22 protein-coding genes and 4 tRNA genes are annotated in these 26,305 nt (G+C 34.4%); 9 read left to right on the top strand and 17 right to left on the bottom strand.

Annotation, left to right across the window (positions count from 1 at the left end; translation table 11 throughout):
• Positions 1–2 precede the first annotated feature (2 nt).
• Positions 3–530, top strand: a complete 528-nt coding sequence (locus GCQ56_RS10985) for an AAA family ATPase (protein WP_152734506.1) — start codon at positions 3–5, stop codon at positions 528–530.
• Here GCQ56_RS10985 and GCQ56_RS10990 read toward each other — a convergent pair.
• Genes GCQ56_RS10990 through GCQ56_RS11000 form a run of 3 tightly spaced genes read right to left on the bottom strand, consistent with a single transcriptional unit; the run spans position 527 to position 2,784 of the window.
• Positions 527–1,189: an adenosylcobinamide amidohydrolase gene (locus GCQ56_RS10990; RefSeq protein ID WP_152734507.1), complete on the bottom strand. Its 663-nt coding sequence runs from the start codon at positions 1,187–1,189 to the stop codon at positions 527–529. The two genes, GCQ56_RS10985 and GCQ56_RS10990, sit on opposite strands and share 4 nt — an antisense overlap.
• Before the next feature lie 2 nt (positions 1,190–1,191).
• The gene (locus GCQ56_RS10995) at positions 1,192–2,139 is read right to left on the bottom strand and encodes a tRNA-dihydrouridine synthase family protein (RefSeq protein WP_152734508.1); all 948 of its coding nucleotides are present in this window, start codon (positions 2,137–2,139) and stop codon (positions 1,192–1,194) included.
• A gap of 18 nt (positions 2,140–2,157) precedes the next feature.
• The gene (locus GCQ56_RS11000) at positions 2,158–2,784 is read right to left on the bottom strand and encodes a hypothetical protein (protein ID WP_152734509.1); all 627 of its coding nucleotides are present in this window, start codon (positions 2,782–2,784) and stop codon (positions 2,158–2,160) included.
• Between the two features lie 586 nt (positions 2,785–3,370).
• Here GCQ56_RS11000 and GCQ56_RS11005 point away from each other — a divergent pair.
• Positions 3,371–3,754, top strand: coding sequence for a VOC family protein (locus GCQ56_RS11005; RefSeq protein ID WP_152734510.1), 384 nt, complete (start codon positions 3,371–3,373; stop codon positions 3,752–3,754).
• A 47-nt stretch (positions 3,755–3,801) separates the two neighbouring features.
• On the opposite strand, the gene GCQ56_RS11010 is transcribed toward GCQ56_RS11005, so the two are convergent.
• The gene (locus GCQ56_RS11010; protein WP_152734511.1) at positions 3,802–4,329 is read right to left on the bottom strand and encodes a TlpA disulfide reductase family protein; all 528 of its coding nucleotides are present in this window, start codon (positions 4,327–4,329) and stop codon (positions 3,802–3,804) included.
• 148 nt (positions 4,330–4,477) lie between these two features.
• On the opposite strand from GCQ56_RS11010, the gene GCQ56_RS11015 reads away from it, so the two are divergent.
• Complete coding sequence (locus GCQ56_RS11015; RefSeq protein ID WP_152734512.1) at positions 4,478–4,984, top strand: DUF4251 domain-containing protein; 507 nt, start codon at positions 4,478–4,480, stop codon at positions 4,982–4,984.
• A 13-nt stretch (positions 4,985–4,997) separates the two neighbouring features.
• Here GCQ56_RS11015 and GCQ56_RS11020 read toward each other — a convergent pair whose 3' ends face one another.
• Both GCQ56_RS11020 and GCQ56_RS11025 read right to left on the bottom strand, forming a co-directional pair.
• The gene (locus GCQ56_RS11020) at positions 4,998–5,498 is read right to left on the bottom strand and encodes a hypothetical protein (RefSeq protein WP_152734513.1); all 501 of its coding nucleotides are present in this window, start codon (positions 5,496–5,498) and stop codon (positions 4,998–5,000) included.
• A gap of 6 nt (positions 5,499–5,504) precedes the next feature.
• Positions 5,505–5,921, bottom strand: coding sequence for a DoxX family protein (locus GCQ56_RS11025; protein ID WP_152734514.1), 417 nt, complete (start codon positions 5,919–5,921; stop codon positions 5,505–5,507).
• Positions 5,922–6,090: 169 nt separating this feature from the next.
• Between GCQ56_RS11025 and GCQ56_RS11030 the strand changes: the two genes are divergently transcribed.
• Together GCQ56_RS11030 and GCQ56_RS11035 are read left to right on the top strand one after the other, a co-directional pair.
• A complete protein-coding gene (locus GCQ56_RS11030) occupies positions 6,091–7,740 on the top strand; it encodes a M28 family metallopeptidase (protein ID WP_152734515.1) in 1,650 nt (549 codons plus the stop codon).
• Positions 7,741–7,870: 130 nt separating this feature from the next.
• Positions 7,871–10,777, top strand: coding sequence for a PAS domain S-box protein (locus GCQ56_RS11035; protein ID WP_152734516.1), 2,907 nt, complete (start codon positions 7,871–7,873; stop codon positions 10,775–10,777).
• Between the two features lie 53 nt (positions 10,778–10,830).
• Here the strand turns inward: GCQ56_RS11035 and GCQ56_RS11040 are convergent, their stop codons facing one another.
• From GCQ56_RS11040 to GCQ56_RS11080, 9 genes are all read right to left on the bottom strand, one after another.
• Complete coding sequence (locus GCQ56_RS11040) at positions 10,831–12,036, bottom strand: L-serine ammonia-lyase (RefSeq protein ID WP_152734517.1); 1,206 nt, start codon at positions 12,034–12,036, stop codon at positions 10,831–10,833.
• 115 nt (positions 12,037–12,151) lie between these two features.
• A tRNA-Pro gene (locus tag GCQ56_RS11045) sits at positions 12,152–12,226 on the bottom strand.
• A gap of 56 nt (positions 12,227–12,282) precedes the next feature.
• A tRNA-Pro gene (locus GCQ56_RS11050) sits at positions 12,283–12,357 on the bottom strand.
• 69 nt (positions 12,358–12,426) lie between these two features.
• A tRNA-Pro gene (locus GCQ56_RS11055) sits at positions 12,427–12,501 on the bottom strand.
• 9 nt (positions 12,502–12,510) lie between these two features.
• A tRNA-Ser gene (locus GCQ56_RS11060) sits at positions 12,511–12,599 on the bottom strand.
• A gap of 199 nt (positions 12,600–12,798) precedes the next feature.
• On the bottom strand, positions 12,799–13,776 hold the full coding sequence (gene floA, locus GCQ56_RS11065; protein ID WP_193323769.1) for a flotillin-like protein FloA: 978 nt from the start codon (positions 13,774–13,776) through the stop codon (positions 12,799–12,801).
• Positions 13,777–13,786: 10 nt separating this feature from the next.
• Positions 13,787–14,251 carry an NfeD family protein gene (locus GCQ56_RS11070; RefSeq protein WP_152734518.1) on the bottom strand — a complete coding sequence of 155 codons (465 nt, stop codon included), beginning with the start codon at positions 14,249–14,251 and terminating at the stop codon, positions 13,787–13,789.
• A gap of 21 nt (positions 14,252–14,272) precedes the next feature.
• Complete coding sequence (locus tag GCQ56_RS11075) at positions 14,273–14,554, bottom strand: ATP-dependent Clp protease adaptor ClpS (protein ID WP_152734519.1); 282 nt, start codon at positions 14,552–14,554, stop codon at positions 14,273–14,275.
• Positions 14,555–14,565: 11 nt separating this feature from the next.
• Entirely contained in the window at positions 14,566–16,755 is a 2,190-nt protein-coding gene (locus GCQ56_RS11080; protein ID WP_152734520.1) for an SPOR domain-containing protein, read from the bottom strand.
• 355 nt (positions 16,756–17,110) lie between these two features.
• Here GCQ56_RS11080 and bcp point away from each other — a divergent pair, with 355 nt between their 5' ends.
• The 4 genes from bcp to GCQ56_RS11100 all read left to right on the top strand — a co-directional run bounded on the left by bcp (position 17,111) and on the right by GCQ56_RS11100 (position 22,013).
• A complete protein-coding gene (gene bcp / locus GCQ56_RS11085) occupies positions 17,111–17,581 on the top strand; it encodes a thioredoxin-dependent thiol peroxidase (RefSeq protein WP_152734521.1) in 471 nt (156 codons plus the stop codon).
• 23 nt (positions 17,582–17,604) lie between these two features.
• Positions 17,605–18,624, top strand: coding sequence for a recombinase RecA (recA, locus tag GCQ56_RS11090; RefSeq protein WP_152734522.1), 1,020 nt, complete (start codon positions 17,605–17,607; stop codon positions 18,622–18,624).
• Between the two features lie 259 nt (positions 18,625–18,883).
• Entirely contained in the window at positions 18,884–20,977 is a 2,094-nt protein-coding gene (locus GCQ56_RS11095; protein WP_152734523.1) for a S9 family peptidase, read from the top strand.
• A 130-nt stretch (positions 20,978–21,107) separates the two neighbouring features.
• Positions 21,108–22,013, top strand: coding sequence for a DMT family transporter (locus GCQ56_RS11100; RefSeq protein WP_152734524.1), 906 nt, complete (start codon positions 21,108–21,110; stop codon positions 22,011–22,013).
• A 38-nt stretch (positions 22,014–22,051) separates the two neighbouring features.
• Here GCQ56_RS11100 and GCQ56_RS11105 read toward each other — a convergent pair whose 3' ends face one another.
• Positions 22,052–25,171, bottom strand: a complete 3,120-nt coding sequence (locus GCQ56_RS11105; RefSeq protein ID WP_152734525.1) for an ATP-binding cassette domain-containing protein — start codon at positions 25,169–25,171, stop codon at positions 22,052–22,054.
• Between the two features lie 150 nt (positions 25,172–25,321).
• Positions 25,322–26,146: a hypothetical protein gene (locus tag GCQ56_RS11110; RefSeq protein WP_152734526.1), complete on the bottom strand. Its 825-nt coding sequence runs from the start codon at positions 26,144–26,146 to the stop codon at positions 25,322–25,324.
• Between the last annotated feature and the right edge of the window lie 159 nt (positions 26,147–26,305).

Genomic DNA, 26,305 nt, shown 5'->3' on the forward strand with positions numbered 1-26,305 from the left:
TGATGAGCAAGGAGAATAGGTATATTATAACAGGCGGCCCCGGGTCCGGAAAATCAAGCCTTCTTAATAAGTTAATATTAGAAGGCTATAATGGTTTTGAAGAAATTTCACGAGTTATAATCAGAGAACAACATGAAATAAATGGTGACAAATTACCATGGAAAAACCTTAAAGATTTTGCTGAAATCTGTTTTGAAAGAATGAGCTTTCAGTTAAATGAATGCAATTCATCTACACCATGTTTTTATGATCGGGGTTTACCCGATATCATTGCCTACATGCGAAGAGGAGGTTTGCATGTTCCTGAAAAATTCTTTTCGAAATGCAAAGAGTACAATACAATTGTATTTATTGCTCCTCCCTGGAAAGATATTTATATCAATGATAATGAAAGACCTGAATCATTCAAGGATTCGATGGAAATTTATCAATTCCTAAAAGAGACTTATACCAAACTTGAATTTGAGCTTATTGAACTACCCTTTGTCTCAATATCTGAAAGAGTAAAATTTATTCAATCTTATATTTAGGCGTTTAAAGATTGAGAAATTGCCTGAATGACAGATTGAGCCAACATCTCACCAAAAAGAACATGTTTCCCGCAATAATTTACTTTTGGACCATTTCCGCATGCAATAGCTGTAGAATCGGTTCCTGTACCTGTAGCCATTCCTTCACTAGCTCGGCTTTTAACATTCAAATTTTGCATACAAGCCGCTTTAGCCTCGGCTACCATCATCACACTTTCCACCATTGCGGCATCTGTCAATTCCGCATTTGTTAAAATTAATATGTTTATAGTACCTACTTTTTCACACTCCTCATTCATGAACTGATAATCAGCAACATCTCCTGCTCTTCTGGCATTCGATACACCTGCCGTAACCAAAGCTTCAATCCAGACACCTTGCTTTTCAAGCTTAACACGACGAAACGATTTCATGTCGGCTGCAGTCATCATTCCTACTGTATTTCCAGTCCATTTTAACCTTTCAGCCATATTAGCCAAAGTTATTTCTGGACTTTCAAAATCGGTTCTTTCTCCTAAAAAGTTAGCATCAACCTTAGTATTAAAGAAATGATCTGCCAGCCGAATACCACCGTTAAGAATTGCGGAACTCAAGATTTTTGTTGGCTGTTCAAATTCTACATGAAAATAATCATCAACATGCGCTAGCTTATACTCCATTATTAATCCTCTTTTAAATTTTGACTAAAAGCAAAGCTTACTGCTTGTTCATATTTTTTTAATCCAGATGCTTTTTTTATTGCCTTATACACTTTTCTCTCTGTTTCGAAATGACACGAGAAATACTCCCAAAATGGCTTCACCTTCTGCAAAACTTGATTGTCACCGCTTAAATACGAAGAATATGTTTCATAAATCTCATCATGAACTTTTTTCAAAATGATTTTCCGTTCACTATCTGTGGGTAATTCCAATCCTTTAATTTTATGAGGCAGCCAAAAATCTTTCAAAATACCACGTCCAATCATTAAGTGATTTAAACAAGGTATTTCTTTCGATAAAACTTCAAAATCCTGACAACTGTTAATGTCACCATTGTAAGCAAACTTTTTTCCGTATTCGTTATACAATTGGGCGAATTTTCCCCTGTTTGCAGTTCCTTTGTATAGTTGCTTTCCTATACGCGGATGAATTATTATTTCCTTAATATTAAACTGATCTAAAGCCTTTAATACTTCATGAATTTCATTTCCATCAGTTAACCCAAGTCTCATTTTAATACTTAATTCAATCTTATCCTTAAATCCTTCCGTAATAATATTACCTATCTTTTCAGGATATGGAAGCAAACCAGATCCTTTTCCTCGTTTCGTTACCATTGGATAAGGACAGCCCAAATTCCAATTCATTTTAGAATATCCTAAATCGGAAAAATAGCTTTCGAAAAAGCTCATTTCCTCAACTGATCCACATAAAAATTGAGGAATTAAATTATCCGATTTTTCAGAAAATGGTTCAACTTCTCTTTTATGAGCAGTTTTAAGATCTCCACCATTTTGCAAAACAAGAAAAGGAGTATAGAATTCATCTACACCCCCTATATATTTTTGATAGGCTCTTTTGAATACCCAATCAGTGTATCCCTGAAGAGGAGCCAAAGAAATTTTCATTTTTTTTATTTTTGTAATCTAACGACCGAAACTTAAAACACCCAACAATTGTTTTCTTTGGCGATAATAGCTTAATCCATCCTTTGTAGCAATACTTTTAACAAATTCATCAATCATTGTATCGTAAATCGTCCCAAATTTAAACCTTTCAGGTGGATACAGTTCAGGATTGTGCATATCTTCCAAACGCGACAAATACATTCTACCTACCATTTCTCCACTCAAATCATCACGATACATTCCTTGTGCAATTCCTTTTTGAATGTTGATTTGAATTTTGTCGAATATAAATTCCATCCTCAATTCCATGTGCTTCGAATAAACTTCTGGGAAATATTTCTCGAATTCCATTGTTATTGATGGAGTTACATGCTCAAACTTATCATTAATCTCTTGACTGACAATAAATAAAATATCAATTGCATTTTGTCCTTCGAAATTGTATTCTAGAAATATAGTTTCAAAACTCTTTCGTTCATATTCAAGAATTTTCTCCACCAACTCCTCTTTCGTCTCAACAAAACCTGAGATATCCTTTTGTGTAACACCAAAATCTTTTATCTTTTCAAATGAAAAATTACTCAATCCATTTTTTAAAAGATAGGCACGCACCTTCTCTATGATCTGCACAAATTCCTTATCCATATGTTTTTAAAGCTATATATTAACTATCAACCGGTCTTTCCAATTCTCTTCTTGAATATAGGCATAAAAATAAGGATTTTTCAATGGTTAATTCTATAAGATTTCATCAAATTAAACACATCAATCATAAATCGAGGAAATAATTTAAAATATAGGCTAAAATCAAATTCTTTATTCTTAACTATCTGCACCAATCTCATTTTCCTAATCCAAATAATTCTGTATCCCTTTACAATCGATGCCTAATTTTGATTATACTGATAATTATTAAGAGAGAATAGTACTGTTTACACAAAATTCTATTAAGAAAAAAAATACTTATTCACCAATAATTGTCAATTCATTTATTATTTTCGGTTGTTCATAAAAATTAAACAAACTAAAGTATGAGAATTAAAAACATATATTAACTTTATTGCTGAATGGATACTTTTAATACATAGGGTGATTGAAAGTTCTTTTTCATAAGTAAATTTAAGTAGTAGTTTTTGGGCGGCTAGTCACCGCCCATTTTTTATACCTCATATTGACTTTTCATTTGAATTGTTCTAATTTAATTGGACTTAATAAATTAAAACAAATTACTATGGAAAATATTATGCATGCCTTCACCTGGGTAGAAATACCAGTTACTGATTTTGAGCGAGCCAAAAAATTCTATTCAAAAATTTTCGATTTTGAAATGCCACAAGAACAAATGGGAAAAGATTTAATGGGTTTCTTCCAATATGACTTTGAAAATGGAGGTGTTGGTGGAGCCATTGTAAAGGGTGAAATGTACAAGCCTGGCAACACAGGCACAATGGCTTATCTTGATGGAGGAGCAGATCTTAATATCGTACTAAACCGCATTGAAGATGCTGGAGGAAAGGTTCAAGTTCCGAAAACACAAATAACTCCTGAAATTGGATTTTTCGCAATATTTAGCGATACCGAAGGCAATCGGGTAGCCTTACATTCCAGAAAATAATAAAAACATTAAGCTGCAATTGATCTATTAATTGCAGCTTAAATATTTTACTTTTTTAATAACTCTAATTCAATAACTTTTTTCATAGCTTCGAATTCTTCTTTATTGAATAGACGAGTAAGAAAAATTATTTTTCCGTCTCTATCAATAATTACATTTCGAGTTACTCCACTCTCTTTATCGGCAAACTTTGTGAAAATTTTAGCTTCATCATCCAATGCAATAGGATAGGTAATACCAGTTTTCTTAATCAGCGTTTCTGCTTTTTCAATTGGCTCATCTCGATCTAAACCAAACAAAGCAAAATCTTTATTCTTATGAACTTGCCATATTTCCTTTTCAATATGCGGCATTTCTTTACGACAAACTCCACACCAGCTGGCAGTAAACTGCAACATTACAACTTTTCCTCTCAAATCGGAAAGTTTCACCCTACTACCATCAGTTAATTTCATCTCAAAATCTGGCGCCATATCCCCTACTTTCACAATATATCCTCTTGAGTCTGGTGTATTGGCGACTCCCATAAAAACAAATCCCATTAGCAATACAAATGTTAACAATATCTTATTCATACAATTATAATTTATCTTTCTATTTTTATTTAAAGAATTTCAAACCTAAATAAAATGAAAGTAATTTCAAATTTAATATTATCAATAGACTTAAATGGCATAATTTATGTCCTATTTAATTCATTAATTTTTAATCAAATAACACATCATGAAAAATATAAATAAGCTTCTTATCATCTTCTTCGTACTATCTTTCAATTATTCATTTGCTCAAATGACAAAAAAAGAAGTGCGTCAACAGAAAAAAGAAATAAAAGCTATTAAAATAAACCAATTGATCAACCAGAAGCAATTTATTTTTAAAGCCAATTCCTTAACAAGCAATTCTGGTTATAACAAAACTCTAAGTTCTAATTATGACTTAATTCTAAAAAAAGATTCCGTTATGGCATATCTACCATTTTGGGGAAAGGCATATACATCTTCGTTTAATGATGAAGGTGGTATCAAATTCAACGAAAAAATGAAAGAATTTCAATATGATGATTTGGAAAAGAAAGGACATAACATCAACTTTTCAGTAAAAACAAAAGATGATACCTTCCACTTTAACCTAAATATATCAACACAAGGATATGCTAATGTAATTGTTACATCAAATAATAAGAGTAGAATATCTTATTATGGGCAAATAGAGGCTATTGAGGACAAATAAATTATGATTCTTTTCATTTAAAATAAGCAACCAAGTTATATTTATAATCCTGTTTCTTTTTTTTCAAATATGATGAAACAGCTAATGCCATTTTTTTATCATTAATTAAGAACTTTTTAAGCAAATATGCTGATCCTGCATAAGGCAAAACTGAAATTAAAATATCAACTATCTTAATTCTATCATTAAGCGATAATGAAATGTAAATTAGCTTAGCGATAATATTACCCAATAAAAATACAGCAGGTGGTGTTAGAACCTTATAATCTACAACACCATGAAAAATTGCATAAACAATAATTCCCGGAAACAGAACAGCATCAATTATACCCGCCATTAAGCTCCATATTGCTAATACACCGCTCACATATAAGATTCGTGAAAATCCATCGGTCACAATTATTTGAGTTAATCGTTTTTTATCTGCATCAGAAAAATAATCAGATTCACTTACAAAACTGCAAAATTGATTGGATTCACATTTGCATTTTTTCGTATACGAAAGCTCATTCATTTCTAACTATTTTTGCATAATATTCCGATACAATTCAGGCAAATTTGCTCTGTACATTAATATTAAACTAAAAATCAATGCAACTAAAGCCATTATAAACAACTGCCCATTATCTGATTTAGAACCGTACTCAACTACAACACCCAGTGGAGTTAATAAATGAAAACCAATAGCTCCAACCATTAATCCAGCGGTCATTACAGCTGCAAATTTCCAATAATTTGGCAGGAAGAATAAAATTCCAGCAATCAACTCAATTACTCCAATCCCAAATCTTCCCCACGGCTCCATTCCAATTGTAGAAAAAATATGTATTGCCTCAGGATGACCAGTAAACTTAAAATGCAATGTCTGTATTAAAATTATTGCTGTTACAATTCTTAACAACATCTCTACCGTTCTGTATTTTCTTTTTTCTTTCATAATTTTGAATTCTTGCAATTCCACTTCTAAACTAATAAAAGTATTTTATACCTCATATTAGTATTAACAATTGCAATTTACGATGAAGATTAAAAATATATTGTGATCTGCCTTACATTTAACTTTAACTCATTAAATCTACTTACATTTAAACAAATTTGAAAAACATATGAAATATACAATTACACCTTTACTTATTGTGATTGTTCTCATTTATACTTCGTGTAATATGAAAACAGAGAATCACAATAAAACTAAAACTGATATTTCGATTCCTAGAATGATCAGTTATATTAAAGAACTAGGTTCTGATGAATACCAGGGAAGAAAACCTTTTTCTGCCGGAGAAACCAAAACAATTAATTATATCGCCAATCTTTATAAAGAAATAGGCTTACAACCAGGAAATGGCAAAAGTTATTTCCAGGAAGTTCCTTTGGTTGAAGTGAGTTTAACTCCTCCTGAAGTATTAAAGTTAAAGAGTGCTAAAACTACAACAAACTTAAAATATGGAAGTGATTTTGTAATTTTTTCAAGAAGATTACAAGATGAAATTGAATTAACTAATTCTGAGCTTGTTTTTGCTGGATATGGTATTGTTGCACCAGAATATGGGTGGAATGATTATAAAAATATCGATGTAAAAGGAAAAACGGTAGTTGTAATGGTAAACGATCCTGGATTTGGATCAACCGATAAAAGTTTTTTCAAAGGCAATGAAATGACTTACTATGGAAGATGGACTTATAAATATGAAGAAGCTGCTCGCCAGGGTGCGGCTGGATTATTAATTATCCACCAAACTAAACCTGCTGGTTACCCTTGGTCAGTAGTTTTAAATTCCGCCTCTGTTCCTAAGTTATATCAACAACCATCAGACAATTACCTGTCACGATGCGCAGTGGAAGGCTGGCTAACTTGGGAATCAGCAAAAACTTTATTTACCAGCGTTGGAAAAGACTTACAACAAGAACTCCAGAAAGCTGCAAAAAAAGAATACAAACCTTTTTCTTTTAACACAAAAGTAAGCGTAGAATTTAAAAACACTGCCAGGTTTGACAAAACAAACAATGTACTTGGTATCTTACCAGGAACCGACTTGGCTGATGAGTACATCTTTTACTCTGCACATTGGGACCATTTAGGAATTGGACCAAAAATGAAAGGTGATTCAATTTACAATGGAGCTGTAGACAATGGTACATCATTGGCATGGATGTTTGAAATTGCTCGTGCCTTTAAAGCAATGTCAACACAACCAAGAAGATCAATTGTGTTCTTTGCTCCTTCAGCTGAAGAATCAGGATTGAATGGTTCTGGATATTACGCAGACCATCCTATTTTTCCCCTAAATAAAACAGTAGCCAACATCAACAATGATTTAATGTTGCCTTATGGCAAAATGAAAGATGTGATGATAACAGGTTTTGGACAATCAGAACTCGAAGATTACGTAAAAGAGGCTGCAGAAAATCAAGGAAGATATATTCTTCCCGATCCAAATCCTCAATCCGGTATGTATTTCAGATCCGATCATTTTAGTTTTGCTAGAGTTGGTATTCCTGCATTATTTGCCAGAGGAAATAACGACCATGTAGAAAAAGGCAAAGAATACATGTCAAAAAAAGAACAAGAATGGCTAGCAAATCATTATCATAAACCATTTGACGAGTATGAAGAATGGTGGAACCTTGATGGAGTTGCAGAAGATGCCAGATTACTTTTCGATGTTGGTTGGAAATTAGCGAATGAAGATACCTTTCCGAACTGGAAAGAAGGATCGGAATTTAAAGCCAAGCGCGACTCTTATATGAAATAAATACAAAAAAAAAGACTATCAGAAATGATAGTCTTTTTTTTATCCTATTATTCGATTTTGTTAACATCTTTAAAATCATTAAATTTAATTGTAACACAAACTATTTTATCATACAGAATACCACTATATTATGACTAAGCATTCTGCAAAAGAAACGGCTTCTCTTTTGAATGAAATTAAGAATTTGAAATCTGAGATCTCTGAATTAAAGAAATCAAAGAATCAATATAATGTTGAAGGCTTTAGTTATATTTTTAAAACTGCAAAATTGGTAAGCCTTGAATGGCTGTTTAAACCCAATAAATTAATTTGGTCGGATAATGCAGAAGAAATTCTTGGTTTCAAACCTGATTCATTTAGCAATACGAAAGAAAAATTTATTCAAAAAATTCATCCAGAAGACACCTCTCATTTTTTAAAAAAATTAGAAGAAAGTTTGCACAATTGTTTACGCGATTGTCAATCGGAATTTAGAATGATACTCGATAATGGAGAGATTATTTGGATCAATGCAACTAGTCAAATAACCTATGACAAAGATAATAATCCTGATCGGCTATTAGCGATACTATTAAACATTAGCACGCATAAAAAAACAGAAGAAAAATTACGTGAAAGAACTGAGAGATATGAACTAATTACAAAAGGAGCCTCAGACGGTATTTGGGATTGGAATATTCAAAATAAAAAAATTTATTTCTCCCCACGATGGAAAGCACTTAGAGGGTATGCCGAACATGAAATTTCAGACGATGAAAAAGAATGGAGCAATGGAATTCATCCAGATGATATAAAAAGAGTATTTGCTGCGTTACAAGATCATTTCGATGGGAAAACAGATATTTTTGAAGAAGATTATAGAGTTCTATGTAAAAATGGATCTTACAAATGGATTACCGATAGAGGCGTTTTACAAAGGGATACAAAGGGTAATATTACAAGAATGGCAGGATCTGAAACTGACATTACTAAAAAAAAGAAATTCGAAAAAGAACATGTATTAAATCAATTACGTTACCATTCCATGTTTAATGATTCTCCTGTTCCGTTATGGGAAGAAGATTTCGGCGAATTATTCGAATATCTTACATCGCTAAAAGAAAAGGGAGTTAAAGATTTCAGAAAATATTTTGACAACAACCCTAACTCCCTCCTACTCTGCTCTCAAAAGGTTAAGGTAACGGATGTAAACAAGGCAACTCTCGAACTTCATAAAGCAAAAAGCAAAGAGGAACTTCTTGGTAATTTAGATAAAATATTTACATCAAAATCTTTTGAAGTATTTAAGGAAGAAGTTATTGCCATTGCTAATGGAGAATCTGAATTTACCATTGAAGGTGAGATAAAAACCCTTGAAGGAGACCCCAGAACCATACTCTTAAAATTGTTTATCAATAAAGCACATAATAATACTACAAAAGCAATTCTTGCAACAATAGATATAACAGAAAAAAAAATAGCTGAAGAAGCCTTAATTGAAAGTGAAAATAAATTTAGGCTATCTTTCGAAGCTTCAGCTGTAGGGATGGTTATCGTTGACAAAAACAAAAAATTCATCGCAGTAAATCAAACCTTTTGTAAAATAATTGAATCAACAGAAAATGAACTTTTGCAAAAATCATTTATGGATATAACTCATCCTAATGATATTATAATAAGCAGAAGGCAATTTAAGAAAGGCATTGATTCAAAAACACCATTTACACTCGAAAAAAGGTATATAACTTCAAAAGGTAATACTCGTTGGGGACTTACTACTGTGAGCCCAATTTTTGATAATAAAAATCAACTATTATATGTAATTGCTCATATCCAGGATATTACGGAAAGCAAAGAAATTGAACAGAAATTAATAGAAAGCAAAAATAATTATGAAGCACTAGCTGAAGAATATAAAAATCAGAATGAAGAATTATTAGATGCCATCGAAATTGCAGAAAAAAGTGACAAGTTAAAATCGGAGTTTTTACAAAATTTATCTCATGAAATAAGAACTCCAATGAACGCTATTATTGGATTTTCGGATTTTCTCGATTTAAATTCAATCACACCAGATAAACGAAAACAATATATCAATATTATAAAAAGCAGTGGTAATCAACTGCTAAGAATTATAGATGATATTCTTGAGATATCTGCTCTAGAAACAAATCACGTTCAATTAATAAATACTGAATTCAATCTAAACTCCTTACTCACTGAACTATTTACAATTTTTCAACCTCAAGCTAAAAAGCAGAATCTTGCCTTATATTTACACAAAGGACTACATGATGATGATAGCATTATTGTATCCGATGAAAGTAAATTAAGAAAAATCACATCTAATTTAATTGAGAATTCACTAAAATTTACAAAAGAAGGATCCATTGAAATTGGATATCATAGAAATGAAAAAGATATTGAATTGTATGTGAAAGACACTGGCATAGGGATTTCAATCAATAGACATGATAAAATTTTTGAACGTTTTTCTCAAGCTGAAGGTGAAATTAGCAAGAAAACAGGAGGGCTTGGGCTCGGATTATCAATAGTAAGAGAAAATGTAAAATTACTAGGGGGAACAATTAAACTAAGCTCCAATCCCGGGGAAGGAAGCAAATTTTCCATTAACATTCCAGACTGCATTGTATCGGTTAATTCTTCTTATAGTTCCATTACCAATGAAAAAAAAGAATACAACATATTAATTGCTGAAGACGAAGAACTGAACTATTTCTATTTTGAATCGTTGATGGAAGAAATAGCTCCATACTGTAATTTAATTCATGCAAAAAATGGTTTAGAAGCAATTGAATTGTGCATAAATAATGATTTTGATTTGGTATTAATGGATATAAAAATGCCAGAAATGAATGGATATGAAGCCACTGTTGAAATCAAAAAACACAAACCCCACCTTAATGTTATTGCACAAACTGCTTATTCAACAGCAGAAGATAAAGCGAAAGCGAAATTAGCTGGATGTGTCGATTTTCTATCCAAACCAATAAGCATGGTAACTGTCCAAAAAATTCTAGATAAATTTCTAGATTAGGTAAACAAGAGAAAAATCCACAAGCTTAACCAAAAGTTGTGGATTTATATTTTTTATCGATACGTAAATCCTTTCAATGAAGCCAATCCTCCTAACGACGTTTCTTTATAGGAATAAGATAAATCTAAACCTGTTTTCATCATTGTCTCAGTAACCTGATCGAAACTAATCCTGTGTCTACCATCAGATAACAAAGCATAGGTATTGTGGTTTAACGCACGTGCTGCAGCAAAAACATTACGCTCTATACAAGGAATTTGAACCAAACCTAAAACCGGATCACAGGTTAAACCTAAATGATGCTCCAAGCCCATTTCTGCTGAATATTCAATTTGATAAATTGTTCCTCCATGCAATTGGGTTGCTGCTCCTGATGCCATTGCACAAGCAACACCAACCTCTCCTTGGCAACCAACTTCTGCTCCAGAAATTGAGGCATTAAATTTTACCAAATTTCCAATCAATCCAGCAGTAGCAAGAGCTTTTAATATGTCGTTCTTTTTAAACTTATAGAATTTTTTGTGATAGAATAAAATTGCAGGCAAAACTCCGCAAGCACCGCATGTAGGAGCGGTTACAATAGTTCCTCCTCCTGCATTTTCCTCAGATACTGCAAGCGCATATGAATACAACATCGAACGCTTTCGCATAGGTCCGCTGTAGGTTTTAGCTTTCAGGTGATACAAATGGGATTTTCGAGGTAATTTCAATCCTCCTGGCAATTCTCCTTCATTGTTCATTCCTCTTTTTATGGCGCTTTTCATCGCTTGCCAAATTTCTTCAAGAAAACTCCAAATCTCCTTCCCTTCTTTAAACTCTACATATTCCCAAAGTTGCTTATCATTGTTTTTACACCAATCCAGAATTGTATCCATGGTGGTTAAATCATATACTGCCTTAGATACTGTCCCTGATTCATCATCGATAATAGCTCCTCCACCTACACTGTATGCAGTCCATTCCTCTAGAACTGAACCATCCGCATTAATTGCTTTAAATCTTACTGCATTAGGATGCTTTTCAAGAAATTCTTTCGGCTTCCAAACCAATTCCATTTCTTTTCCTGCAAAAACATTCTCTATAGCTACTCCCGTTAAGTGACCTTTGCCTGTTGCTGCAAGGCTACCAAATAAAGTAACTTCATACTTATTGGCATTTGGATGTTTAGCTAAAAATTGATCTGCAGCTTTTCTCGGTCCCATTGTGTGGCTACTGGAAGGTCCCAGCCCAATGCGATACAGTTCTCTTATTGATTCCATTTTAGTTTGTTGTTTAGTTAAGTAGCCACAAATTTAAGAAACTAGAGAGATTCAATCAGATATTTGGAAAGTAATTGCATAAAAAAAGAGAATCTTAAAAAGATTCTCTTTTTTGTCGGGGTGGCAGGATTCGAACCTGCGACCTCCTCGTCCCAAACGAGGCGCGATAACCGGGCTACGCTACACCCCGAAATGTTAATTCCGGTATTTTTTAATAAAAATAATTATCAAATTTTCTAAGTATTGTCGGGGTGGCAGGATTCGAACCTGCGACCTCCTCGTCCCAAACGAGGCGCGATAACCGGGCTACGCTACACCCCGAAAAATTAATTCCGGCACTCTACTTAGATAAAAAAAGAGAAGTCTTTAAACTCCTCTGAAAAATTTTCGTCGGGGTGGCAGGATTCGAACCTGCGACCTCCTCGTCCCAAACGAGGCGCGATAACCGGGCTACGCTACACCCCGAAAATTTTGCGGAGAGAGGGGGATTCGAACCCCCGGTACCGATTGCTCAGTACGCCAGTTTAGCAAACTGGTGGTTTCAGCCACTCACCCACCTCTCCGTATTGCGGTAGCAAAAGTATGTAAAAATTTCAGATGTGCAAAATATTTTTTCAGCATTGCCTAAAGATTTCGCCTCATCTCATTATAGTAAATTATAAATCAATGAGATTCTGCCTTTATTTTTTTTTGAATTATTTTCAAAAAAAAAGCCAGAGAGGTAATTTACTCCTCTCTGGCTCTACTTTTAGTCTATTTTTTTTATTTCTTTTTCCCTTTATCTTTCGGGTTTGCGATGTTTTCTCTCATACTTGTGTCAGCTTCTATGTTCTTCATTCGATAATAATCCATAATTCCCAACTGACCATTTCTGAATGCTTCAGCCATCGCTCTTGGAACTTCAGCTTCCGCTTCGATCACCTTAGCGCTCATTTCTTGAGCCAATGCTTTATTTTCCTGCTCCAATGCTACAGCCATCGCTCTTCTCTCTTCAGCTTTTGCCTGTGCAATCTTTAAATCTGCATCCGCTTGATCCGTTTGAAGAACTGCACCAATATTCTTTCCTATGTCGATATCAGCAATATCAATTGATAAAATTTCAAAGGCAGTACCAGCATCCAATCCCTTTTCCAAAACGACTCTCGAAATGTAATCTGGATTCTCCAGTACAGTTTTATGCGATTCATTAGAACCAATAGAAGAAACAATACCCTCACCAACTCTGGCCAATACTGTTTCTTCACCAGCACCACCAACTAACTGACGAATATTAGCACGAACCGTTACTCTGGCTCTAGCAATTAACTGAATACCATCTTTTGATACTGCAGTTACTGGCGGAGTATTAATTACCTTAGGAATTACACTCATTTGAACAGCCTCATAAACATCACGTCCAGCTAAATCAATTGCGGTAGCCATCTTAAAACCTAATTCAATATTCGCTTTAGATGCTGACACCAATGCATGTGTCACCTGAGCAACATGACCTCCAGCTAAATAGTGAGCTTCTAATTCATCTCTATTCAAGATCAAACCAGCTTTAGTACCTTCTATTAATGCATTAACAATCACCTTAGGCGGAACCTTACGCCAGCGCATTAAAACCAATTGAAGCAATGAAATTCGAACTTTTGAAAGTTGTGCAGAAAACCACAATCCCAGAGGTACGAAATATAAAAAGATCGCCAATAATACGGCAATTCCTGCTACCAAGAGCAATAACATTCCTATTTCCATTTTTTAAATATTATATGGGTTTTACAATAACTACTTTATCAACAACACCAACCACTTCAACTTTCGATTTTTCATCAATATACATTCCTATTGATTTGGCTTCCATGATGTTTTTATTCACCTTTATTTTGCCCATAGGAGCAAGTCTTGATACACAAATACCTATATCTCCCACGTGAACATTACTTTCATCCAGTTTTTCAACTTTAGAATCTATCTCTGCATTCAATTTAATTTTATTCCATGTATTTGTCTTCAGCACCAAAACCACAGAAAGTATACTAAGAACTATTGTTCCAAAAACAGTAATATGACCAACTGTCGCTCCATACTGATGGTAAGATAAATAAATTCCTCCTCCTAGCATTGCAATGCCGCCCAATGCCGCTAAAGTAACTCCTGGAATAACGAAAAATTCCAACAGCAATAAAATTATACCTAATACAATAAGCAGAACAATAATTAATACAGTCATTTATAAAATTCAATTAATAATTTATACAATAGTAACCTTTAATCCCTTTTCCACCAATCTATCTCGCATAGGTCTAATCTTACTCATCTTTCCTTTTTTAACATCACATTTGCCTTTATAATGTGTAATGTAAGCACACTGCTCTGCCTGATCAGAATCATGATCGCATACTTCTATTAATGCATCTACAACAAAATCGAACGTATGCAAATCATCATTATGCAATAAAAGTGTATTTCGATTAATCATGATGCTAAGTACATCACTCTCTTCATCCGAATATCTCTCGTTGTGATTAGCCATGATATTATTTTTTACTGGCGCAAGATTTCCAGAGCTTGCTGAATTGTAACTTTATCATTACCCGAAAAGGCAACGGTAAAAGCATCGCTTAAGCCTGCTTCTCGCAGTTCCATTTTCAATTTACTCACTTTACTGTAGGAATCAAAACTACCAACAGTACAAATAGTATATCCTCTATAATCTTTAGTATAATCGATAGAATACTTCGAAAACGCTCTCAGCTTATCCTTCACATCCTGAGGAACCGCTTCAGAGTATGCTCCAACTTGCACCTTAAAACTTACTGAACCAGAATTCATACTTTCTGATTTTTTCATCACCGTTTTTCTTGCCGCAACAACAGGTGTTGGCTGATAATTTTGATCGGTAATTTTTATCGCAGCACTTAAATTTGTCTTTATTCCATCTTTATAGGCTACAACAAATGCATTTGGAAACAATTGTCTAATCTCAGGAATTGCATCTTTAGCCATTGCAAAAGTTGGATAATTCCCAACCATATACTTATACAACTTACCATTCCCAACAATTTCTTCCTTTACAGGGGTTAATCCCGAAAAGAATTTTTGTTCTCTTCTGTTGGAAAAAACTCCAACTTGCAAATGGTATATATATCGTGAGATATCGGCTACTTTAGCCACAGTTTTCTTTGGCAATTCTTCTGAAGTCATTACCAATTTTTGAGATTTTTTCGTAGCTACAATATCTGTTTCAACCGTTCCAACAATATGCTTGTTCAAATAATCAGATTCAACAGTTCTTGCCTGAAGCAATTTAGCCTTTGCCTGATTTCCGAGATGAAATGAACTTTGTTCTAAAGTAGCAATTTGATCACTTAAAATGGTTCTTGAATCTCCAATTGCATCACTCAAATTAGTTCTCAAACTTTCCGTAACAACATGCAAACTATCCGAATTAAACTTATCGTTCTTTGCCTGCATAAATATATCTCGAGCTTCGTTCGATTTAAACTCTCTTAAGTTATGGTAAATCAATTCATCTGTTACTGGAAAGTTGAAATAAGGGAAATTCACCTCTTTAAATTTCAAACTATATTTCACTTCCATTTTTTGAACAGGACGTTTTTCGAATACAGGAGCTTGAGTACCTTTCTTTAAAACAGCCAAATCTGCCAGTTGTTCCGAATTCATCACAACTTTTTGTTCTGGATATTCAGAAAGTTTAATCTTATATATTGTCACCTCATTTTTTCCATTTTCACGACTTGAAGCAAAAGATGCAAATTCATCATTTACATCAGTAGCAAAAAACAAATCGTTAGATGTAGAATTTATCGGAAAACCTAAACTTTGTGGTTCTGTCCATGTATCGGTAATATCATTATAAACCGATTTAAAAATATCGAAGCCTCCCATACTGGCATGTCCCTGCGAACAAAAATAAAGGGTTCTACCATCACCTGCCATATAAGGAAAAACCTCATCGAATCCAGTATTTAACGGAGTTAATGGTTCCCATTCTCCCCATCCTCCACTCTTCAAGCGTTTGGCACGATACAAATCTCTACCATTCTTCTTATTTTTTCCATAACTCGAAAAATAGATGTATTGTCCTTTGTTTGCCAAACAGGCAACATCTCTGTCACCAGTTCCATCGAATCGAGATTTTATACTTTTTGTCTTTTTTGATAATTTATCATCAAATCCATCTAACTTATAGTAACGAAAAAACTCATTTTTATCAACTATCTTCTTCTCTTTTACATCAACAACATAATATGAATTCACAAGAGGTATTCCATTTTGACACATTACAATAAGTTGATCTATACCAGCGGATTTCCTCTTATAAGATTCTCTGAACTTTCGATAATAACGTATTGCTGAATTGAATTGATAATTCATATGAAATGCTCGCCCCAGATAATATGGAACCGAAGCGTTAACACCTTTTGTAGATGCAATTTTCAAATGTTGAATTGCTTCCTTGATATTTTCATTTAATTCAACCTGACAAACACCCAGATAGTAATTGTATTCAGGATCTTGTGGATATACATTAATTAACTCGCCATACAATGGCAAAGCACTCTTATAGTTTTCAGCATCGAAAAAGGTAAACGCTTCTTCTTCAATTTGCTGTTCAGTTTTTCCTCCGCTAAAGCTTTGGGCAAATGATATTTGGGCAATAAACAGAGCGATTAATAGCAGATAGCCGTGTAACCTCATAGTTTTATTCATAGATTATAATTCTTGCAAGCGGACTCCTAGTTGAAAGTCCTTATCAACAACAGTTTATTTTTTCATCCAAACTCTATTATAAGATGTTCTAAAATCAACATTTTTTACAGCACAGATGATATCAAAAAGTTAATATAGTAATTATTTATAACAAAGATAATATATAATGTGTAAGTACAAATAACCCAGGCTCCTTTAAAATTAACAAAATATAAGTCTCTTTTCTCGAAAAAAAGAAAGTTACCAAGCTGTTTTGGATTCATTTTTTTTTAACTTCATGAGTTGATAACTTTAGTAGATATTATTCGCTCAGGTATCAGGATAAAAGTATATTTGTAATTCAATTTTTGAACGAATGACACATTTAAAAGCAGGGGATAAAGCCCCGGAATTCAAAGGAATAAATCAAGATGAAAAGGAATTATCTCTTTCCGATTTTAAAGGAAAGAAATTAATCCTATACTTCTACCCAAAAGATAACACACCAGGCTGCACCGCTGAATCATGCAATTTAAATGAGAACTACGATGCACTTACTCAAGCCGGATTTGAAGTTCTTGGAGTAAGCCCTGATAAAATTGCTTCACACAATAAATTTATTGCAAAACACAATCTTTCTTTCAATTTAATTGCCGACACCGAAAAAGAAATATTGGAAGCATACGGGGCATGGGGCATGAAAAAATTATATGGAAGAGAATATATGGGCGTACTAAGAACTACTTTCGTTATTTCAGAGGATGGTATTATTGAAAAAATCTTTCCTAAAGTAAAAACAAAAGATCATACCAATCAGATTCTATCTGAAATGGGATTAGAACTATAAATAAAAATAATTCAATATAAATTATGGCTGCAAAAGATATTGCTGAAATTAACAAAGAGAAGCTGAAAGCACTTCAGCTTACAATGGATAAAATTGATAAAACCTACGGTAAAGGTGCCATCATGAAAATGGGTGACGAAGCCGTAGAAGATTTACCTGCTATTTCTTCTGGTTCAATTTCTTTAAACATGGCATTAGGAATTGGTGGATTTCCAAAAGGTAGAATCGTGGAAATCTACGGACCTGAATCATCAGGTAAAACCACTCTGGCAATTCACGCAATTGCAGAAGCTCAAAAAGCTGGTGGTATTTGTGCTATTATTGATGCTGAGCACGCTTTCGATCGTTTTTATGCTGAAAAGTTAGGTGTAGATACCGAAAACCTATTGATTTCTCAACCAGACAATGGTGAACAAGCACTTGAAATTGCTGATCAATTGATCCGTTCATCGGCTATCGATTTGGTAGTGATTGACTCAGTAGCAGCATTAACACCCAAAGCTGAAATTGAAGGTGAAATGGGAGAATCAAAAATGGGTCTTCAGGCTCGTTTGATGTCTCAGGCACTACGTAAATTAACTGCTAACATTAACAAAACCAATACAACTTGTATCTTTATTAACCAGTTGCGTGAAAAAATTGGTGTAATGTTCGGTAATCCTGAAACAACAACCGGTGGTAATGCATTGAAATTCTACGCTTCGGTTCGTTTGGATATCAGAAGAATTGGGCAGATTAAAGATGGTGATGAAATCAAAGGTAATCACACTCGTGTAAAAGTTGTAAAAAACAAAGTTGCACCTCCATTCCGTAAGGCTGAATTCGATATCATGTACGGAGAAGGTATCTCAAAAACTGGTGAAATCATCGACTTGGGTGTTGAGTATAACATCATTAAAAAGTCTGGTTCATGGTTCTCTTATGGCGAAACCAAATTAGGACAAGGTCGCGAGGCTGTTAAAAACCTAATAAACGACAATCCTGAGCTAGCTGAAGAATTGGAAAACAAAATTATTGAGGCAATTAATGCTCCTGCTGAATAATTTTTTAGATAAATATTTATTACAAAAAGATTCTCGCATTGCGAGGGTCTTTTTTGATTTTACCAAAATATCTCCCTTAATTCTCAAAAAAAGGGAATTCGGGCAGTGAAAGATTGCAGGCTACAGCTCCCCCTTTTGACAGGGGAATTAAAGGAGAGTGTTCTTAAAATAATCTTCTTCCTTCTTGTAATTCTTAATTGATAATTGTTCACTACATTTACAGAGCTGAAAATAATTTATACAACAAACACATACAATCATGAAAAACAAACACCTTTTGTTGGGATTGGCAATTGTTGCTGGCATGGCTTCATGCCAAACACAGGCTAAAGAATCCAATGATGATTCATCCTACAAAACACCGGAAAACAAATTAGCTTCGGATGTTATGACTCCTGAAGTTCTGTGGTCGTTCGGGCGATTAGGTGGAGAGAGTATCTCGCCTGACGATAAAACAGTTCTTTACGGAGTAACTTATTTCAATAAAGAAGAAAACAAATCGTACCGCGATTTATACACAGTGCCTGTAGCTGGTGGTGAGGCAACTCAAATTACCAACACTGCTGCCAAAGAGTGGGGCGAGCGATGGACCAAAGATGGTAAAATTGCTTTCCTATCTGCTGAAAGCGGATCGGTTCAGGCATGGGAAATGAATGCCGATGGTTCTGCACGCAAACAATTAACTGATGTTGAAGGCGGAATCAACGACTTTAAATTCTCACCAGACGAGTCGAAGCTTGTTTTCTCAAAAGAGGTTAAGCTAAGAAAAGATGTACACGACAAGCACCCTGATTTGAAAAAAACAAACGGTAGAGTAATTACCGATGAGTTTTATCGCCATTGGGATCATTGGGTAGAAACTTACACTCACCTTTTTGTTGCCAATTTTAATCGCGCAAACATGCTAAAAGGTGGTATAGATATTATGAAAGGTGAACAATGGGAAGCTCCTGTGCGCCCTTGGGGTGGAATGGAACAGGTAGGCTGGACTGTTGATGGAAAAACCATTGCTTACTCTTCTCGCAAAAAATTTGGTGTTGAATATTCTCTTTCAACAAACACCGATATCTACTTCTACAATGTAGAGTCGGGCGAAACCAAAAACATGACCAAAGGCATGATGGGATACGATCAGAACATCGCATTCTCGCCTGACGGAAAATACATGGCTTGGGAAAGCATGGAGCGTGATGGATACGAAGCAGATCAAATTCGTTTATTCCTATTGGATCTTGCTACTGGCGAGAAAAAATACATGACCAAAGGATTCGATCAAAACGTGGGTCACTTAACATGGACCAAGGACGGCAAATCGATCTATTTCATTTCAGACTGGCACGCTACCGATGAAATCTACCGCATGGACATTGCCGATGGTAATATCAACAAAATTACCGAAGGTGTTCACAACTACCAGTCGGTTCACCCTGTTGGTGACAAGTTGATCGCTAAAAGAGTATCAATGAGTAAGCCTGCTGAGATTTACAATGTTGATGCTAAAACTGGTGAGGCGAAAGAAATATCATTCGTTAACAAGCATATTTTAGATCAGCTAACTCTTGCTACCGTTGAGAAAAGATGGGTTAAAACTACCGATAACAAGCAAATGTTGGTATGGGTAATTAAGCCTCCACACTTCGATGAGAACAAGAAATACCCTGCAATTCTATACTGCCAGGGTGGTCCTCAAGGAACTGTTTCTCAATTCTGGAGCTATCGTTGGAACTTCCAGATGATGTCGGCTAATGGTTATGTAGTTGTTGCTCCTAACCGTAGAGGTTTACCTGGCTTTGGTCAGGAATGGAATGAGCAGATTTCCGGTGATTACGGTGGACAAAACATGAAAGATTACCTATCGGCAATCGACAATGTAAAAGCTGAAAAGTATGTAGATGAAAACCGTTTGGGTTGCGTTGGTGCTTCATACGGTGGATTCTCAACTTTCTGGATGGCTGGTCACCACGACAAGCGTTTCAAAGCATTTATTGCTCACGACGGAATGTTTAACCTGGAAGCTCAGTACTTAGAAACCGAAGAAATGTGGTTTGTAAACTGGGATCTTGGTGGTGCATACTGGGACAAAAAGAACAAGATTGCTCAGCGTTCATACGCTAATTCTCCTCACAAATTTGTTGACAAATGGGATACACCAATCATGGTGATTCATGGTGAGAAAGACTACCGTATTGTAGCTTCTCAAGGTATGCAGGCATTTAATGCTGCTCGCCTAAGAGGTATTCCTGCTAAATACCTTTACTTCCCAGAAGAAAATCACTGGGTGTTAGAATGTCAAAACGGAATTTTGTGGCAACGCGAATTTGCAAGTTGGTTAGACAAATGGTTGAAGGAATAACTAAAAACCTAAAACAAGATAAATTTAAAATCCCTGCCAATATTTTGGTGGGGATTTTTTGTGATTACTTATCAGAAATCAGAATAGCTAATTTAATTTCCCTAAGTTTGCAAAATATTTTTTGATCCCCATGAAGAAATTCCTACTATCAACCACCGTATTAGCCATATTTGCTTGTTTACTTTGGGCAACGCCTTTTACAGCAATTAAAATTGGATTACGATATTCTACCCCATTACAATTTGCAGGTGTTCGTTTCTGCCTTTCAGGTTTAATCATTCTTCCTTTCATAAAAGATTTAAAATTTAAGATCCTTGAATCGAAAAGCAGATGGAGGTTTATACTTTGGGTAGCCTTATTACAAACTACTTTTTTATATGGATTATTTTATACTGGAATTAGTTATTTGCCCGGTGCTTTAGGTGCCATGTTAATTGGTGCCCAACCATTATTTGCCGCTATCATGGCTCATATCATGTTAAAGAATGACAAAATGAGCTGGCAAAAAATTCTGGCAATTCTTTTAGGGATGACTGGGGTTTGCATTATCAGTTTAGGAAGGGCGGATTTTGTACTAAGTACAACCATTCCACTAGGTGTTGGTATCCTGATTTTGAACAATATTGTAGGAAGCACTGGAAATGTAATCGTATCTCGCGATGCGAAGGATATGCCGCCACGTGTATTAGCATCTTTTTCGATGATAATTGGTGGAGCTGCATTAATGCTGATTTCTATACCAATGGAAAATCCTTCATGGGACTTCAGATTACCCTCAGAATATTGGTTTTCTTTAGCTTGGCTTGCCATGGTATCGGCATTTGCCATTACCATTTGGTTTGGCTTACTTCAACGCCCTGGTGTTAAAGTTTCCAATCTAAACACTTGGAAATTCATTATCCCAATATTTGGAGCATTCTTAAGCTGGATGATACTTCCAGGAGAAAATCCAGATGCAATATCAATTATAGGAATGATTGTAATTGCCTTCAGTTTATTGCTGGTGAATTACCTGAACAGAAGAACAGTCAAATAACAAAAAAGACGCAGCGATGCTGTGTCTTTACTGTATATTTATTTTCTTCGCTTCTCTCTTCTAACCAATTTAATACTCTCAAAGTAGTTCATCATTTTTCGGAGAATATCTGCCCAAAGCGTAAAGAATAAGAAAATTGTCCCCAACCAAACAACAGCCAGATTAAACCAATAGGTATCTACATAAAAAGGACCTACTCGTTTTACGTGTGAGTAAAAATGCGATCGCCCAAATTTGGAATCTGGCGACATAAAAATCGGATCTTTCTTTTGAATCAACTTATAGTCAATTTCTATCATTTTATTCACTTCGGTTCGATTCAAAACCAAATCGGCTAATGCCTGATTGTGATACTTCTGTTTGAATTCATAAACTCCATCACGTCCTAAAGAATCCACCAAACGAGAATACTCAAAATCCTTTTTATAACCCGATTCACTACTCATTCCCATATAATACAGCTCAACCTGATCCAGAAAACTCTTGGTTTGCTCTGCCACATTCAAACTAAAATCATTCATATTCAGCTGTTCTAATTCTGGGAAAATATCCATCCCGGCATCCTCAGCCAATTTTGTAATTTCGTTTCTTAGCATTTCAAAATGAGATCCCGTTTTTTCCACATCTTTCTCAAATTCAACACTACGTTCACAATTCAACAATATGGATTCTATTTTAGGTATCAGAAATGAAGTCTTAAAAGATGCATCACTAATGCCTTTCTCATTTTCAAAAAAGTGTTTTTCGAATTCGTTATTCTTAAACTGCGCCACAGCCAATGCTTCATAAGTCCATCGGGTCGTCATAAAATCGCCTACAATAGGCACATACACCTTGTCGGTAACCCCATAATGCAAATCATCAAATTTTATCATGGCACCTCCTAACAACAATTGAGGAACCAATATCAAAGGAATTAAAATGTAAATGGTAATTACAGAATTTAAGCCTGCTGAAATATTTAATCCTACCAAATTGGAGAAACATGCCGTTGTAAATAGTACAAGCCAATAGGTTAAAGTCATACCCTCAATATCGAGAATAAAATTACCCAAAATCACAAAAGTTATGGATTGTATGGCTGACAAAACAAACAAAAACATGATTTTAGATGTGAGGTAACTGATCCTGCACAAATTCAAAAACTTCTCTCTTTGTAGGAGTTTTTTATCACGTATTATTTCCTCGGCACTTACGGTTAAACCCAGAAACATGGATACTACAACAGCCATAAACAGGAAGACCGGAAAGTTTTTATTCTCGCCAAACACATAAGCTCCATTGGTAGTATACTTGGTGAAGTAACCCAGTATTATTGCCAAAAGTGGTGCCTCAAACAAGTTGATAATGAGATACTGTTTATTGGTCAATTTAGAAAGCACATTTCGAATCCAAAAAATGGAGAATTGCTTAATTCTTCCCGGAATTTTAAAGTCACTTTGCGGCAATTTTTTATCTGCTCTTAATGGTAAATGATTTGACTCAATATTATCTTGATATTTCTCGTACCATTCCGATGGAAGCACTCGTCGATCTCTTGTTGGCTTCCCCTGATCATCAATCAATTTTGTTTCTACAATTTGTAAAATTTGATCAGGATTCACATTTCCACAAGTCACACATTCACTCTCTGAAGCATTTACCTGGGAATTTTGTGTCTTAAAATAAACAATGGCATCAATTGGATTTCCATTGTAAATAGGATATCCACCTCTATCAAGTATCCAAAGTTTATCGAACATTTTAAAGATATCGGATGATGGCTGATGAATATTAGCAACCACCAATTTTCCTTTTAAAGTTTGCTGCTTTAAAAGATTCATCACCATTTCCGAATCAGTTGATGACAATCCGGAAGTTGGCTCATCAACCAAAAGAATTGCTGGTTCTCGCATTAACTCCAAGCCAATATTCAATCTTTTTCGCTGACCTCCACTAATGAATTTATTCAGAGGATTTCCAACTTTTAAATCTCGAGCTTCATACAAACCGAGATCCTGAAGCATTTTCAGAACCGTTTTTAAAATCTGAATTTCCGAAAAATCTTTAAAACAAAGCTTCGCATTGTAGTATAGATTCTGAAACACCGACAGCTCTTCTATCAATAAATCATCCTGAGGAACAAAACCAATTAAGCCCTGAACAGCAACCCGATTACGATGAATATCAAAATCATTAATTCTAATTTCACCATTATTAAGAGTCAAATTTCCATTCAGCACATTTAGCAAAGTAGATTTTCCAACTCCACTACCTCCCATAATTCCAATCAGCTGACCACTTTCCTCTGAAATATTGAATTTGTGAATTCCATTATTGGAATTCCGAAACTTAAACTCAATATCCTTAGCCGTAAAAATGATTTTCTCTTGTGATTCTTCTTTTAAAAATTGCCCGGCAATATCTGAGTAATAAATTGAGCGAATATTGGGTCCTTTAATTATAGAACCATTACTCAATTGATATGTTTTTTCTGAAATAATTTTATTCCCTTCGAGGTAAAGATTCAATTCTCCCTCGTATTTAAATACCAAAAGATTAACACTTTGGGCGTACATTACTATTATTCGACCATATAAGTTCTCGCAATATAAATGCTTGTAATCCGAATCTACTTTTTTAGGTTCTTTTTTCATGAACCAGGAAAGATTATCCGACCACTCTGTAACCTTATTATCTATTATCAGAAATTTACTTTTATCAAATTCATCCAATGTATCTCCCCAAACAAAAGCCAAACAGTTGATAAATTCAGAACGTGGAATCTTAAAGTTTTCTGCAACAATACTAATAAATTCGAACTCGCTTTCACTTACAACTTTATCCTCATAAACAAACTCCAAAAGGCGCATAAGAACAATTAATCTCTCCTCCTGCACCAATTCAGCCTTAATTTTAGTACAAACTTTAGATGCCTCAGTCAGTGATAAAATATCGGTCTGTCGGGAATGCGCCATGGTTTGATATTCCATTTCACGTTTGTAAAATTCGGAGTAATTCTCAAACAGGTGCAAGTATTCATCCTGAATCTCAGCTTTCACATATCGACTCAAGAAACTTTCTACAATTCTTTTTCCTTTTCCAGAAATACCTTCTTCCTTAGCATTCGCAACTATGGCAAAAAGGTGCATAAGAGCATTTAGTATCGATTCCCCCATTTACAATTAAGGATTTTATTGTTCTTTATTGAGACTGTTCTTAAAATTACAATTTATTTCCAAACAAACAGAAGCATAACAAGCTTGTTGGCATAAAAAAACTGCCACTCAAAAAGAGAGGCAGTTCCAATATCTTAATAGTTATACAAATTACTGTACAATGCCATTTCTTAATTTAGCAACGCTAGCAATAATTTCGTTTAACTGATCTTCAGTCATTTTACCTTCTACAATCTTATCATAGCTCGCTTTTAATCCAGATAATTCTGTAATTAATGCAGCCACATTAGGATCTTTCTTTTCTGGTTCAAGAACTTGTAATAATTTTTCTAGAGATTCTTTCTGATCAAAAATTACTTTTACAATTTCAGGATTTGAATATGTATTCTCAGAAATGTGAGTAGAAATATACAATCCTTCGATAAAACTACCACTTACAACCAAAAGGGAAAGATTAGCTTTTCCATTCTTATTTAAAAACTCATAAGTATCGTAGAAAGAGTTGGTAATGATTTTCACCAATTGATCTTTATCATCAAGATTCTGCTCAACATCTTCAACAAGAGTTTCATTGTAAGAACCAGTAATTTCCAAATTATCAATTAAAGTTTTTGATGCTTTTAGAAACAACATGGTTTCTTGCTTACGATTATAAGTACTTGCGTAACTTAAATCAGCACTATATACACCTAAATTTAAAGCTCTTGCTTTTTCAGTGAAATATTTATCTGCATTTTCTGTAGAGTTCGATAATCCAAGGATATAATCAGCTCCAATTCTATTCAACATCGATGTTAATTCGAAAGCAGTAGGAAGTGGGTAAACCACATCTTTAATTTCGCTTTCAATAGCTTTTTTAAGTAAAGGCTTAACTGTTTGCCCGTCCTTCTTTTTATCTACAGGCTTACATGCTACAAAGCCAATCGCAAGTGCGAAAAGAACAAGGGTATAACGAGAAATGGTACGTCTGTTCATAGTTTTAAAATTTAATATTGATCGGATTCAAATTATTAAAGCCTAAATTTAACAAAAAGGGAGTAAAATCAAGCATGATTTTTACAATATCTTCTTCCTGCTCCTTCCTTATACAGTCTATTCTGAACATAGATCAATTTATTATATTTAAAAACAAAC

The sequence above is a fragment of the Marinifilum sp. N1E240 genome (assembly GCF_009295825.1).
Classification (GTDB): Bacteria; Bacteroidota; Bacteroidia; order Bacteroidales; family Marinifilaceae; genus Marinifilum_A; species Marinifilum_A sediminis.